At 65.1% G+C, this 13,834-nt stretch carries 14 protein-coding genes; 10 read left to right on the forward strand and 4 right to left on the reverse strand.

Features of this window, described 5'->3' with window-relative positions; genetic code table 11:
• Positions 1-283: 283 nt before the first annotated feature.
• Complete coding sequence (tyrS, locus tag ACUN9Y_RS21285) at positions 284-1,486, reverse strand: tyrosine--tRNA ligase (RefSeq protein ID WP_445462747.1); 1,203 nt, start codon at positions 1,484-1,486, stop codon at positions 284-286.
• A gap of 147 nt (positions 1,487-1,633) precedes the next feature.
• Here tyrS and ACUN9Y_RS21290 point away from each other — a divergent pair, with 147 nt between their 5' ends.
• Positions 1,634-2,779, forward strand: coding sequence for an anhydro-N-acetylmuramic acid kinase (locus ACUN9Y_RS21290; protein ID WP_445462748.1), 1,146 nt, complete (start codon positions 1,634-1,636; stop codon positions 2,777-2,779).
• Positions 2,780-2,858: 79 nt separating this feature from the next.
• Here the strand turns inward: ACUN9Y_RS21290 and ACUN9Y_RS21295 are convergent, their stop codons facing one another.
• A complete protein-coding gene (locus tag ACUN9Y_RS21295; RefSeq protein ID WP_445462749.1) occupies positions 2,859-3,893 on the reverse strand; it encodes a type IV pilus twitching motility protein PilT in 1,035 nt (344 codons plus the stop codon).
• A gap of 67 nt (positions 3,894-3,960) precedes the next feature.
• Here ACUN9Y_RS21295 and ACUN9Y_RS21300 point away from each other — a divergent pair, with 67 nt between their 5' ends.
• The 7 genes from ACUN9Y_RS21300 (at position 3,961) to ACUN9Y_RS21330 (ending at position 9,987) form a co-directional block, all read left to right on the forward strand.
• Positions 3,961-4,662, forward strand: a complete 702-nt coding sequence (locus ACUN9Y_RS21300) for a YggS family pyridoxal phosphate-dependent enzyme (RefSeq protein WP_445462750.1) — start codon at positions 3,961-3,963, stop codon at positions 4,660-4,662.
• A 109-nt stretch (positions 4,663-4,771) separates the two neighbouring features.
• A complete protein-coding gene (gene proC, locus ACUN9Y_RS21305) occupies positions 4,772-5,596 on the forward strand; it encodes a pyrroline-5-carboxylate reductase (protein ID WP_445462751.1) in 825 nt (274 codons plus the stop codon).
• Positions 5,597-5,628: 32 nt separating this feature from the next.
• The gene (locus ACUN9Y_RS21310) at positions 5,629-6,222 is read left to right on the forward strand and encodes a YggT family protein (RefSeq protein ID WP_445462752.1); all 594 of its coding nucleotides are present in this window, start codon (positions 5,629-5,631) and stop codon (positions 6,220-6,222) included.
• Between the two features lie 143 nt (positions 6,223-6,365).
• A complete protein-coding gene (gene metX / locus ACUN9Y_RS21315) occupies positions 6,366-7,544 on the forward strand; it encodes a homoserine O-succinyltransferase MetX (RefSeq protein ID WP_445462753.1) in 1,179 nt (392 codons plus the stop codon).
• Positions 7,534-8,127: a methionine biosynthesis protein MetW gene (gene metW, locus ACUN9Y_RS21320; protein ID WP_445462754.1), complete on the forward strand. Its 594-nt coding sequence runs from the start codon at positions 7,534-7,536 to the stop codon at positions 8,125-8,127. Before metX ends, metW begins: the two co-directional genes overlap by 11 nt.
• Positions 8,128-8,198: 71 nt before the next feature.
• Positions 8,199-8,651, forward strand: coding sequence for a DUF4426 domain-containing protein (locus ACUN9Y_RS21325; protein WP_445462755.1), 453 nt, complete (start codon positions 8,199-8,201; stop codon positions 8,649-8,651).
• The gene (locus ACUN9Y_RS21330) at positions 8,641-9,987 is read left to right on the forward strand and encodes a hypothetical protein (RefSeq protein WP_445462756.1); all 1,347 of its coding nucleotides are present in this window, start codon (positions 8,641-8,643) and stop codon (positions 9,985-9,987) included. The genes ACUN9Y_RS21325 and ACUN9Y_RS21330 overlap by 11 nt, the downstream gene beginning before the upstream one ends.
• 66 nt (positions 9,988-10,053) lie before the next feature.
• On the opposite strand, the gene sfsA is transcribed toward ACUN9Y_RS21330, so the two are convergent.
• On the reverse strand, positions 10,054-10,803 hold the full coding sequence (gene sfsA / locus ACUN9Y_RS21335; protein WP_445462757.1) for a DNA/RNA nuclease SfsA: 750 nt from the start codon (positions 10,801-10,803) through the stop codon (positions 10,054-10,056).
• Between the two features lie 7 nt (positions 10,804-10,810).
• Positions 10,811-11,974, reverse strand: a complete 1,164-nt coding sequence (locus ACUN9Y_RS21340; RefSeq protein ID WP_445462758.1) for an aminotransferase class I/II-fold pyridoxal phosphate-dependent enzyme — start codon at positions 11,972-11,974, stop codon at positions 10,811-10,813.
• Positions 11,975-12,197: 223 nt separating this feature from the next.
• On the opposite strand from ACUN9Y_RS21340, the gene dksA reads away from it, so the two are divergent.
• Positions 12,198-12,635, forward strand: a complete 438-nt coding sequence (gene dksA, locus ACUN9Y_RS21345) for an RNA polymerase-binding protein DksA (RefSeq protein ID WP_445462759.1) — start codon at positions 12,198-12,200, stop codon at positions 12,633-12,635.
• A 253-nt stretch (positions 12,636-12,888) separates the two neighbouring features.
• Positions 12,889-13,833, forward strand: coding sequence for a tRNA glutamyl-Q(34) synthetase GluQRS (gene gluQRS / locus ACUN9Y_RS21350; protein WP_445462760.1), 945 nt, complete (start codon positions 12,889-12,891; stop codon positions 13,831-13,833).
• Position 13,834: the final 1 nt, after the last annotated feature.

Raw genomic sequence — 13,834 nt, forward strand, 5'->3', positions numbered from 1 at the left:
AGCCATTTGAAATCAACCACCTGAACCACCAATCACCGCGGGCAACGTTTGCTCGTTGCCGGCAGCGGATGCGTACTTTACGGCTTCAGCGGCGCCCCCGCAAGGCCTTCCTGTAAAAAAATTTCAGACGCGTGACGCCAGGATGACACCTCGACGAAAGGCGACTTATCCACACCGCACAATAACAACCGGCTGTGGATACACGGCGATGTCAGGCTAGCCGCCGACCACTCACAAAAACGCCCGCACTGCGGCGGGCGTTTCTCGGACGTCGACGCGCCGATCAGGCCTTGATCATCACTCGGGCATAACGCTTCTTGCCCGCTTGAATCACGAAGGTATCGCCAACGGCCAGCATGTGGTCCTTGGCAACCACCGCTCCGTCGACCTTCACGCGCCCGTTACCCAGCATATCCTTGGCCTGGGCGCTGTTGTTGGCTAGCCCGGAACGGTTGAGAACCGCGGCGATGGGGGCCTGGTCGGCGCCGTCGAACACGATTTCTACCTCGGGCATGTCTTCCGGAAGCTCGCCATCGGCCAGCTGATTACCAGCCAGACGGTGGGCATTGGCTGCGGCCTCTTCGCCGTGATAGCGACCGATCAGCTCCCGCGCCAGCTCCATCTTGATATCACGAGGATTATCGCCGCGCTCGATACGCTGGCGCAGGTCTTCTATCTCGGCATTGTCCTTCAGCGACAATAACTCGAAGTAGCGCCAGATCAAGGTGTCGGGCATCGACACCAGCTTGTTGAACATCGAGCCCGGCGACTCATCCACGCCGACATAGTTGCCGAGCGATTTGGACATCTTCTGCACGCCGTCAAGCCCCTCGAGCAGAGGCATGGTGATCACCACCTGAGCCTCCTGACCGACGTGTTTCTGCACCTCGCGCCCCATCAGCAGGTTGAACTTCTGATCGGTGCCACCAAGCTCGACATCCGCCTCCAGCGCCACGGAGTCGTAGCCTTGCACCAGCGGGTAGAGGAACTCATGCAGGGAAATCGACTGGCCGCTCTTGTAGCGCTTCTCGAAATCGTCGCGCTCGAGCATACGCGCCACGGTGGTCTGGCCGGCCAGCTCGATCATGTCGGCCGCGCTCATCGTCGAGAACCACTCGGCATTGAAGCGCACTTCGGTCTTATCCGGATCGAGAATCTTGAACACCTGCTCCTTGTAGGTCTGGGCATTCGCCTTGACCTCGTCCTCGGTGAGCGGCTTGCGGGTCACGTTCTTGCCGGTGGGGTCACCGATACGGCCGGTAAAGTCGCCGATCAGAAAAATCACCTGATGGCCAAGGTCCTGAAACTGACGCATCTTGGTCAGCAGCACGCTGTGCCCCAGGTGCAGGTCGGGAGCGGTGGGGTCGAAGCCGGCCTTGATCCGCAGCTTGCGCCCGGAAGCGAGCTTCTTCACCAACTCGTCTTCCAGCAGAATCTCATGGGTGCCGCGCTTCAACAGCGCCAGGGCGTCAGCCACATCGGTCATGGTGTCCTCTCCACTCCTCATCAAGGCAAGTCATCAAGTCAAGTCATCAAATCATCACGACAAGGGTCGGCTGGCGACCCTGGCATTCGTCGAATGAACAGAATGGTACCATGATCCTCCACTCCGGTTGAGACGACAGGATCGCCCATGCAACGCTTCGTAGGACTGATGTCCGGCACCAGCCTCGACGGCATCGACGCCGCTCTGGTGAGTTTCGATGATCAGGGGGTCCCGCGCCTGGAAGCGACCCACGGCGAGGCCATGCCGGCAACGCTGCGCGCCACGCTCTGGCGATTGTGCCACGAACAAAGCGTGGCCTTCTCCGACCTGGCAGTCGCCGAAGAGGCATTCAGTCAATGCCAAGCCCGCGCTGTCGGCGGGCTCCTGGCCGAAGCCGAACTCCGCGCCGACGCCATCAGCGCCATCGGCAGCCATGGCCAGACCATCGAGCATGCCCCCGATGGGCATGATCAGAAGGGTCAGGCGGCGGGGCCGGCATATACCTTGCAGCTCGATAACCCTAGCCGACTGGCGGAGTTGACCGGCTGCCCGGTCGTCGCCGATTTCCGCCGACGCGACCTGGCCGCGGGAGGCCAAGCCGCCCCTCTGGCCCCCATCTTCCACCAGGCCATCTTTCGTCACCCGACTCGCTGGCGGCTGGTCCTCAATCTGGGTGGCTTCGCCAACCTGACGCTGCTGCCCCCAATTGGTGACGATCGTGACCCCGTCGGCTTCGATACCGGCCCCGCCAATGCCCTGCTGGATGCCTGGCATGAACACCACTGCCAGGGACCCTTCGATGCCGACGGCGCCTGGGCGGCGCGAGGAAGGGTCGACGCCTCGTTGCTGGAACGCCTGCTCGCCGAGCCATTCTTTCACCGCCCTCCACCACGAAGCACCGGTCGTGAGCTCTTTCACATGGGCTGGCTCGCGGGCCACCTGGCCGGCGAGGAGGCGGCCGTCGACGTACAGTCGACCCTGGCGGAACTGACGGCCACTACCATCGCCCTGGGCGTCGAGATGGCCACCGAGGCCTTGGACGCCCCACAGGATCTGGACATCGTTCCCTGCGGCGGCGGTGCACACAACATCGACCTGCTCGGGCGCCTTGCCCAACGGCTACCGGAGGCCACGCTGCTCACAAGCGATGACCTTGGATGGCCCGGCGACTGGCTCGAGGCCGCGGCCTTCGCCTGGCTGGCGCGCCAACGCCTGCTGGAGCTGCCCGGGAATCTTGCGTCGGTCACCGGCGCATCGGGGCCGCGCGTGCTGGGCGGACTCTACGCACGCTAGCCCGTAAACCGACACCCGAGGCTCGCGGAAACCGGCGAGAGGGGCCCTGCCAAGAACGCACGGCCGGATGCTGACGGCACTATAACGACAGCGTATGACGAGCGTGGCGCTCGGCGTCTTGGCGTGCGACCACGTTGTCGGTCACGAGACGGCCAAGCGCGGCATCCAGGGTCTGCATGCCGAGCTGAGCGCCGGTCTGGATCGCCGAATAGATCTGCGCCACCTTGTCCTCGCGGATCAGGTGGCGGATGGCGGACGTGATCAACAGGATTTCTCGCGCGGCAACCCGCCCTCCCTGCCGCCGCTTGATCAGTGTCTGGGATACGACCGCCTGAAGCGACTCGGAGAGCATGGCCCTGACCATGGCCTTCTCCGCCCCGGGAAAGGCGTCGATGATGCGATCGATGGTCTTGGCAGCGGAAGCGGTATGCAGTGTGGCGAAGACCAGGTGACCGGTCTCCGCCGCGGTCAATGCCAGCCGAATGGTCTCCGGGTCGCGCATCTCGCCCACCAGGATGACATCGGGGTCCTCGCGCAGGGCGCTGCGCAGCGCCGGCGCAAAGCCAAGAGTATGCCGATGGACTTCGCGCTGGGTGACCAGGCTGCGTTTGCTGTGATGAACAAACTCGATGGGGTCTTCGATGGTCAAGACATGATCGGGACGCTGACTATTGATATGGTCGATCATCGCGGCCAGCGTCGTGCTCTTGCCCGACCCGGTCGGCCCAGTGACCAGCACCAGCCCCCTTGGCAACGCGGTGAGGCGCTCGAACACTTCGCCCAGCGCCAGGTCATCCAGCGTCGGAATGCGCGTCGGAACGGCACGTAGCACTGCCGCAGTGCCCCGTTGCTGCCGATAGACATTGACCCGATAACGCGATAGTCCCGGCATCTCGTAGGAGAAATCGAGCTCCAGGGCGCTCTCGAAACCGCGCCTCTGATCGTCATCCATCAGGGTGCCGACCATGCTCGACACCTGAGCGTCATCGAGGGCCGCCAGCTCCAGCCGACGCATCTCGCCATCGACGCGAATCATCGGCGGCAACCCCGCCGACAGGTGTAGGTCTGACGCCGCGTGCTTTGCCGAGACTGCCAGCAGTTCGGTAATATCCATGAGGCTCCCTGGCTGATCCCTGGCGACAGGGAAGAAAGGTGCCTCACCATAGGACAGACATTACCCCATGACCACGCAGATCGCCGATTCCTTGACCTCCGCCAGAGACCGGCTGGCGAAGGCGCTAGAGAGCGCCGGACGCAGCACACAAGACGCTCTCCTTCTGGCGGTCAGCAAGACCAAGCCTGCCTCGCTACTGCGTCAGGCCTACGGCCTCGGCCAACGCGACTTCGGCGAGAACTATCTGCAGGAGGCACTGGGCAAGCAGGCGGAGCTTGCCGACCTGAGTGACATCGTCTGGCACTTCATCGGCCCTCTCCAATCCAACAAGACCCGCGAGGTGGCAAGCCAGTTCACCTGGGTCCACAGCGTCGATCGCGACAAGATCGCCCGGCGACTGTCGCAACAGCGCCCCGCCGCCCTGGGCCCGCTCAATGTCTGCTTGCAGGTCAACGTCAGCGGCGAGGCCTCCAAGTCGGGCGTCTCGCCGGCAGCGTTGCCGGAGCTGGCGGCGACCGTCGCCAGTTTGCCCGGCCTGCGCCTGCGTGGCTTGATGGCGATTCCGGCTCCTGGCGAGCCCCAGGACCAGGACGCCCAGCGCGCACCGTTTGCCCAGCTACGCCGAGCGCTGGAGACGCTGCGCACCGAGCTTCCTGACGCGCCCCTCGATACACTCTCCATGGGCATGTCCGCGGATCTGGAAGCCGCGGTTCTCGAAGGGGCGACGATGGTGCGTCTGGGCACCGCCATCTTCGGCTCGCGCTCCTGACGCTGGCCGCCGAGCGCCGAGACCAGCACAATCAACGACAACAGCAGCACAGAACATCCCGTCAACAGCGGCGTAGACGACGCCGCTGCCGCCATCTAAGGAGCCTTGCATGGCCAGCAACGTGACGTTTATCGGCGCCGGCAACATGGCCAGCGCTATCTTCGCGGGCATGGTCGAGAGTGGTTACCCCGCCTCCGCCATCACCGCCACCGCCACCCGCGAGGCCACCCTGGCACCGCTGCGGGAGCGCCTGGGCATCCAGGTGACCACCGATAACCAGGCCGCCATCGCCAATGCCGACGTGGTGGTACTGTCAGTCAAGCCGCAGATCATGCGCAGCGTCTGCGAGGACCTCCGCGAGGCCACCCAGGCACGCAAGCCCTTGATCGTCTCGGTGGCGGCGGGTCTCACGGCAGACACCCTCGAGTCCTGGCTCGGCGGGGACCTGGCGGTGATTCGCTGCATGCCCAACACCCCCTCCCTGGTGGGGGCCGGTGCCAGCGGCCTATACGCCAACCGACACGTCGATACCGCCCAGCGCGAGCTGGCCAGCGCACTGCTGGAAAGTGTCGGTATCGTCGAGTGGGTCGATGAAGAGGCGCTGCTCGAGGCGGTGACTGCCGTCTCGGGCAGCGCACCTGCCTACTTCTTTCTGATGTTCGAAGCCATGGAAGAAGCCGGCACCAAGCTCGGTCTGCCCGCCGCGACAGCCCGACGGCTGGCGATGCAGACCGCTTACGGCGCCGCACGTATGGCGATGGCCAGCGACAAGGCTCCCGCCGAACTCAAACGCAATGTGATGTCGCCCGGCGGCACCACGGAGCGTGCCATTGCCCACCTGGAGCAAGCCGGCTTGCGCGACGCCGTGGAAGGCGCCATGCGCGCCTGTGCCGAGCGAGCCCAGGAAATGTCTGCCGAACTCGGCAAGAGCTGACACCAGCCAACACACCACACGGAGGAGCCCCAATGGGCGGTCAAATGGGAAACGCGGGCCTGCTGCTGGTCAACACGCTCATCAACATCTACCTGTTCCTGCTGATGCTGCGCTTTCTGCTGCAGGCATCACGGGCGGACTACTACAATCCCCTGAGCCAGTCGGTGGTCAAGGTCACCCAGCCGGTCGTGCGGCCCTTTCAGACCGTTCTCGGGCCGGTCGCCGGCCGCTATGACCTGGCCAGCCTGGCGGCTGGCTTCGTGGTCAAGGTGGTCAGCATCATCATCCTGCTGCAGGTGGCCGGCATCGGCATGCCTCCGATCGGTGGGCTGGCCATCGCCGGGGTGGCGGCACTGGCCAGCGCCATTCTGAAGATCTACTTCTTCGCCCTGATCGTGATGATCATCCTGAGCTGGGTGGCGCCCCAGGCCAACCACCCCGGAGCCCTGCTGGTCATGCAACTGGTTGAGCCGATCATGGCCCCGGTACGACGGGTGATTCCGCCACTCGGTATGCTCGATCTGTCACCTATCGTGGTTTTCATCGGCATCAATCTGATCGATGGTATCGTGGTCGGATCCCTGGTCCGTGCCGCCGGCATCTCCGGCATGCTGGTCGGGCTCTAGGCAGCCCCAGCACTGGGCGCGCAGCGCCATGCGCTAGAGCGGGCCACAGGGGCACGGTTCGCGCCGGCACCTCCGGCGCGAACGACCCGAACCATCGAGACGACAACGAACAGACTTTCACTTCACTGGACACGACACGACTGATGCCCGAGCTTCCTCGCGATTCGGTCGGACTGGTGACGCCACAGACGGCGCACTTCGACGACCCTCTGTCTCTGGTCTGCGGCAAGACGCTGCCGACTTACGATCTGGTCTACGAGACCTACGGCACGCTCAATGACGAGCGTAGCAACGCCATTCTCATCTGCCATGCCTTGTCCGGACATCATCATGCCGCCGGCTACCACGCCGACGACGAGCGCAAGCCCGGCTGGTGGGACGCCCATATCGGCCCGGGCAAGTCCATCGATACCGAGCGCTTTTTCGTGGTCTCGCTGAACAATCTCGGTGGCTGCCACGGCTCCACCGGCCCCTCGAGCCTCAACCCCGAGACGGGCCGTCCCTGGGGGCCGGACTTCCCCATGGTCACGGTCTGTGACTGGGTCCAAAGCCAGGTACGCCTGGCCGAGCGCCTCGGCATCCAACGTTTTGCCGCCGTCATCGGCGGCAGTCTCGGAGGCATGCAGGTGCTGCAGTGGTCGCTGGCCTTCCCCGAGCGCATCGCCAATGCCGCCGTCATCGCCGCCACGCCCAAGCTGTCGGCCCAGAACATCGCCTTCAACGAAGTCGCGCGCCAGGCCATCCGCTCGGATGCCGACTTCCACGACGGCCACTACGCCGATCTCGAGACGCTACCTCGACGCGGTCTGAAACTCGCTCGCATGGTGGGACACATCACCTACCTGTCGGAAGACGCGATGGGATCCAAATTCGGCCGCGACTTGCGCACCGACGACTTGAACTACGACTTCGGCGTCGAGTTCCAGGTCGAGTCCTATCTGCGCTATCAGGGCGATGCCTTCTCGACATCCTTCGATGCCAACACCTATCTGTTGATGACCAAGGCGCTGGACTATTTCGATCCCGCCGCCGACCACGACGGCGACCTGGCCAAGGCCCTGGCACCGGCCGAATGTCCCTTTCTGGTCGTCAGCTTCACCACCGACTGGCGCTTTCCTCCGACGCGCTCCAAGGAGCTCGTCAACGCCCTTGTCCGCGCCGGGAAGTCGGTCAGCTATGCCAACATCGACTCGCCCCACGGACACGATGCCTTTCTGATGCCCGAGCCACGCTACCAGGCGGTGTTTGCCGGCTTCATCGATCGCATTGCCAACGACCTGGGGCTGGAACCACGCAACGAGGAGGCCGCGCGTGCGCTCTGACCTGACGCTGATCTACGACTGGGTGCCCGAGCGCGCCAAGGTTCTCGACCTGGCCTGCGGCGATGGCACCCTGCTGCACGCCCTGGCACGTGACAAACAGGTCTCTGGCTACGGGCTCGAGATCGATCCCGACGGCATCACTCGCTGCGTTAGCCAAGGCGTCAACGTGATCGAGCAGAACCTCGATGAAGGCCTGGCCAACTTCGAGGATGATGCCTGCGACCTGGTCATCATGACCCAGGCGCTACAGGCACTGCGCCGCCCCGACCTGATGCTCGACGAAATGCTCAGGGTCGCCCGCGAGTGCATCATTACCTTCCCCAACTTCGCCTACTGGCGCCACCGCGTGCACCTGGGGCTGCGCGGCTACATGCCGGTATCCAAGACGCTACCCCATGCCTGGTACGATACGCCCAATATCCACCTGTCGACGTTCAATGACTTCGAGGCCTTGTGCCGCGACAAAGGGCTGAAGATTGTCGACCGGGCGGTCGGCATCAAGGATCATGAGGGCCGCCTGATGTCACGCCTGTGGCCTAACCTGTTCGGTGAGATCGCCATCTTCCGCATCACTCGCGACTAGGATGTCAGGCCCGCCACGCCATTCGACATTCAGGCGGCCCGCCAGCGCCCCGTCATGGGGAGGAGGATTGCATGCAAGCCATTCATCGACGCCTGTTCCCGCCCCTGGGGTTGGCCATCCTGCTGGCGCTGACAGCGCCTTCCAGCCATGCCCAGCAGTTCGAGCGCTTCGGCGATGTCGAGGCACACTACAGCGCCATCCCGACCACTTTCATTCCCCGTGAAGTGGCCGATCGCCTGGGCCTCATGCGCAGCCAGGCCCAGGGCCTCGTGACCCTGACCGTGCGCGACGCCGCCGGCGAGACCCTGAACGTTCCCGTGGACGGAACGGTCACGGTGGTCGGCGAGAGCGGCGAATCACCGCTGGCCTTTCGCCGCCTCGACACGGGCGGCGGCGTTTCGCGTATCGCCACCTTCCCGTTGACGACCAGCGCTCCCATGCGCTTTCGCCTCGCCCTCCAGCTCGACCGCAATGCGGCACCGGAGACCCTTAGCTTCATGCAGCGGTTCCATCGTGACGACTGACACGCCTTCCTCCTCCCGAGCCCTCGCCGGCACCGAGCTCGGTGACGCGCTGTCCGCCTGCGCCCGCGGCTCCCTTGCAGGGCTCGAGGCCCTGGCCATTCACAGCGTGCCCAGCATGGTGACCATCGGACGCCAGTTCATGGCCAGCGACCGCGATATCGAGGATGTCGTTCACGATACCCTGGTGCTCGCCTGGCACAACGTCTGGCGCTTCGATGCCAGTCTGACGACCCCGGGCCATTGGCTGATGAGCGTCTTCGGCAGCCGCCTGGGCAGCCAACTGCGCGCACCCCACATCGAGTCCGGGGCCCTCACCCCCTCCGGCCGCCTGCTCGATGTCGATCGCATCAATCTGCCGCCCCCCCAACTACCGTTGGAGCCGTTGAGCGGCGAACGGTTGTGGGACATGGCCCAGCAACTGCCCGGCGCCGAGATCGACGATGGGCTGAAATCGCGACTCTACTGCGCCTTCGAACTGCTCTCCGCCACCGCCGCCATGCCGCTGACACCGGACGGCGAACATGCCGACCCAAGCCTGTTCGACCCCATCCTGGCACCACGCATGCAGCTATCGCGCTTCGCCTTTCGGGCCAAGGCGGCCTTCAACCGCCACCTGGGGATGCGCCTGGAAACCGCCGCCCTGGCGCTGTGGCGACATCAGGCACCGGGTAGCCGACGCATCGAAGCCACGGGCTTGCCGCGACGCGCCATCGAGAACCGCTACGCCGACGCCCTCGACGTCAACGTCGATCCTCGAGCGCTGCTGCGTCAGGTCAACTACCCTCGCTCCTTCCCCGACCGGCGCCTGCGCCATCGCATCGGGGGCCAGCTACTGTGGCACGGAGACTGGGACTTGCCCTTGACCCATGCGCTGTCCAGTCGCCGCATGCACTTCATCGCCGATATCTGGGAGCACCGCCGCGACCCAGCCCACAGCGCAAGCTTTCATCAGCTTGCCGAGCGCCTGGCCCGAGGCAAACCGGTGGCATCACACTCCGAAGGCATGCTGCTGGATCGGCCGGAACGCATCCTGGCCTATCTGAAGCGCTACCTGCTGTACATGGAGTCCATGGCCTGCTTCGGCTTCGATGAGGGGCTCGGCAAGGATCGGCTCGGCGCCGCCGTGGACCGTCACGGCGGCCTGATCAAGATCAACAAGGGACTCCACCGCATGGCCATGGCCCAGGTCCTCGGCGTGCCGAGCATCCAGGTGCGAGTACGCGGTATTCATCGTCAATGGTGGCAGCAGACGGCCGACGGCGCCCAGGGGGAGCAGGCGCTGGAGAGAGTGCTCGCGGCGCTCCCGAACTGTCGCCCCTCTCCCCCACCGGCCTGATCACCACCAGCGGCCGGACCGGCTCTCGTGGCCGGCACCCCACCCGCTCGCTTTTTGCCCGCGCCGTCAGACCAGGTCCGGCGCCGCCAGCCGAACGTCGAGGCTGTCGCCCAGCGCAATACCGAGCGGCCGGCCCAGGTCATCGCGCATCACCTCGATGCCGCTGGCCATCACCTCAACGCCGTTCCTCGCCACTCGACGCAGCGTCTCGGCGTAGACGGGGTCGAGATGGGTCGCCGGCGCGACGTCACGAATGCCCTCGTGAGCGACCAGAAACAACAGCACGGCACGCTGGCCCTCGGCCGCCAATTCGGCCAGCACTTCGAGGTGCCGGCGCCCGCGCTCGCTGACGGCATCCGGGAAGTAGCCATGGCCATCGTGCTCGCGCAGCGTCACCTGCTTGACCTCCACGAAGCAGTCGCGACGCCCCTCCGCCCGCAGGCGAAAATCGAGCCGAGCCCCCTCGACCTTGGCTTCGCGCTTGAGCTCCTCGTAATCACCTAGGCTCAGTGGCGCGCGAGCCCCCGACAACCCTTCTTCGACGATGCGGTTGGCACGCCCGGTGTGCACCGACGCCAATGCCGTGGCGCCGTCCGGCTGCGCCAGCTCGATCAGCTCCCAGGTCCAGGCCAGCTTGCGCGCCGGATTGTCACTGGCGGCCAGCCATACGCGACTGCCGGGCACATTCACCGCCCGCATCGAGCCGGTATTCGGGCAATGGGCGACGACCACACGGCCATCGTCGAGCCGCACATCGGCGAGAAAGCGCTTGTAGCGCTTGACCAGCACACCGGGTACCAAAGTGGGATACATCATGGTCGCCTCACCGTTGCCGGGCCAGGAATCGTTCGAGGCGCCCTACCGCCTCTTTGAGGCGGGGAACAGTGGTGGTGAAGGCGATGCGCACATGATGCTCACCGCCTGTCAGCGCAAAATCGGTCCCCGGGGTGATGGCGACGTTCTCCTGCTCCAGCAGCTCCTGACAGAACGCCTGGCTGTCGCGGCTATAGGCGGAAATATCCAGCCACAGGTAGAACGCCCCCTGGGGCGGCAGCGCCGGCGCCAGCCCAAGGCGCTCGAGCCCCCTCAGCAGAGCATCGCGGCGGACGGCCAACTCCTGCCGGCGCGCTTCCAGCACCTCCAGACACTGCGGTTCGAAGGCGGCCAGAGCCGCATGCTGAGCCGGCGTCGAAGGCGCCAGGAACACGTTCTGCGCCAGCCGGGTCAGGGGCTCGACCGCCTCTTCCGGCGCGACCAGCCACCCGAGGCGCCAGCCCGTCATGCCGAAGTACTTCGAGAAGCTGTTGACCACAAAGGCACGGTCGCTGATCGACGTCACCGAGAGCGGCGCCATGCCATAGTTGATGCCCTGGTAGATCTCATCGACCAGCAGATGTCCGCCTCTGGCCGCCACCACCTGCGTCACCGCCTCCAGCTCTGCACGCGGTAGCACGTGCCCGGTCGGGTTGGAGGGCGAGGCCAGCATGGCCAGACGCGTGGTCTCTCGCCAGTGGCTTGCGATCAGCTCGGCGGTCAATTGCCAGCCGCTGTCATCGCCGACCGCCACGGCATCCACCTCGGCCCCGGCAAGCGCCATGAAGTGTCGGTTGCAGGGGTAGTTCGGGTCCGCCATCACGACGCGATCGCCCGGGCCCGCCAGCAGTTGGCTGGCCAGCAGCAGCGCCCCGGAGGCCCCGGGCGTCACCAATATCCGCTCAGGCGCGACATCGGCAGCGAAGTGATCGCGATAGTGGCCCGAGATGGCCTCGCGCAGCGCCGGGATGCCACAGGCCGGGGTATAGCGGGTACGACCGTCCGTCAATGCCTGCAGCCCGGCATCGCGCACCGCAGTGGGGGTCGGAAAATCGGGCTCGCCGACCTCGAGATGAATGACGTCGTGACCGTCGGCTTCTCGCCTCTGTGCCAACTCCAGCAAATGCATGACGCGGAACGGTGCGACCCGATCCAGCCTGGCATTCCAGGTCATGGGTGTCTCCAAAACAAGCGGCCGGCCGGGCCAGACCCGAAACCTTAGCCGTGTGGGTTAGTCTAACCAATGCCTACGACTTTTGGGGAGGTAGAGCAAGTCACAGACGCTCAGGTGTTGCATTACGTCCAAATATTCGCTAAACAAGCTTCCCTTTGGCGTGAGATACCTTAGCCTAGCGTGGGGTATTGATCAGCAGTCACTAAAGTAACGAGGCAATCCCATGCCAGTAGCAGAAAAGAAAACGGAAGTGCCCAAGAAGTTCACCCCCTACGAACCGGCGGCGGGTGAAGAGTACATGAACGAGAAGCAGCTTGAGCACTTCCGCCAGATCCTGCTGGGTTGGAAACAGGAGCTGATGGAGGAGGTAGACCGCACCGTCCGCCACCTCCAGGAAGAGGCGAACAACTATGCCGACCCAGCTGACCGGGCCACCCAGGAAGAGGGCTTCAGCCTGGAACTGCGCACCCGCGACCGCGAGCGCAAGCTGCTGAAGAAGATCAATGAAACGCTCGAGATGATCGACGAAGACGATTACGGCTTCTGCGATGCCTGCGGTGTCGAGATCGGCATCCGCCGCCTCGAGGCTCGCCCCACCGCCACCTTGTGCGTGGACTGCAAGACGCTCGCAGAGCTGAAGGAAAAGCAGCTCGGCGGCTGATTGTCGTACCAGACGCAACACAACGGGCACCCCAGGGTGCCCGTTTGCGTTTGAGTCGGCTGGGCTCCCGCCTCGACAGCCAGGCCAACGGCAGTGGCGGATCCACACCAAACCGCTTGCTCGGGTGGGCCACGCGGTACCCCTGGCAGGCTGCGCCAAGGCGCCCTAGCAGCACGCCAGAGCCCCGAATGGTACGCTATCGGCCAAATTCACAGCTCCCACCCAGGTAGGGCTCGACGGGGACACCGCCACCTTGCGTGAACCACCTATCGCTCCCCGACGGGAGCCACCCCATGGCCGTTTCGCCCCAACGCCCTCCGGCCCCCTCCATGCCGGCTCCCTGGTGGCGGCGGTGGCAAGCTACCTCGATGCTCGCCATGTCGGCGGGCGCTGGACGGTGCGCATCGAAGATATCGACCCACCGCGCAACCCCACCGGGGCCGATGCCACCATCCTTGCCCAGCTCGAGGCCTTTGGCCTGCACTGGGATGGCGAGGTCAGCTACCAGAGCCGGCACGGCGAGGCCTACGGCGAGGCCCTGGCACGGCTGATCGAACAAGGGATCGCCTATCCCTGCAGTTGCTCACGCAAGCAATGGCGCGACTACGCCGTCTACCCGGGCTGGTGCCGTCACGGGGCTCGTCACCCGGATGCCCCCAAGGCCTGGCGCCTGCGCAGTGACCTGGCCACCCGCCCGGTGGCCTGGAGCGACCGCGTCTACGGCGCTCAGAGCTTCGATCCCGAGGCCCTTGGTGACGTCATCCTGAAGCGCAAGGACGGGCTCTGGGCCTACCAGCTCGCGGTGGTGGTCGATGATGCCGCCCAAGGCGTCACCGAGGTCGTGAGGGGAGCCGACCTGCTGGACAACACGCCCTGGCAACTGCAGTTGCATTCGGCGTTGAACCTGCCTTCGCCTGGCTATCTGCACCTGCCCCTGGTGATGGGCGACGATGGCCAGAAACTGTCGAAACAGAACCTGGCCGCCGCACTGCCCGGCGAGCCCCCGGCCATCCGGCGACTGCTCCACGAGACACTGGTTGCCCTCGGCCAACCCGCTGATCCGCACCGCGCAGCGTCACCGGTCGACGAACAGTTGGCCGACGCCACGCAACACTGGGACACCTCGCGGATTCCCGTCGGCGAGCTGCGCCTTGACGCGCAGGCGTACCTTGACACCGGTGAGCGCAACAGGCGTTAAC

It is taken from the genome of Halomonas sp. V046 (assembly GCF_052645355.1).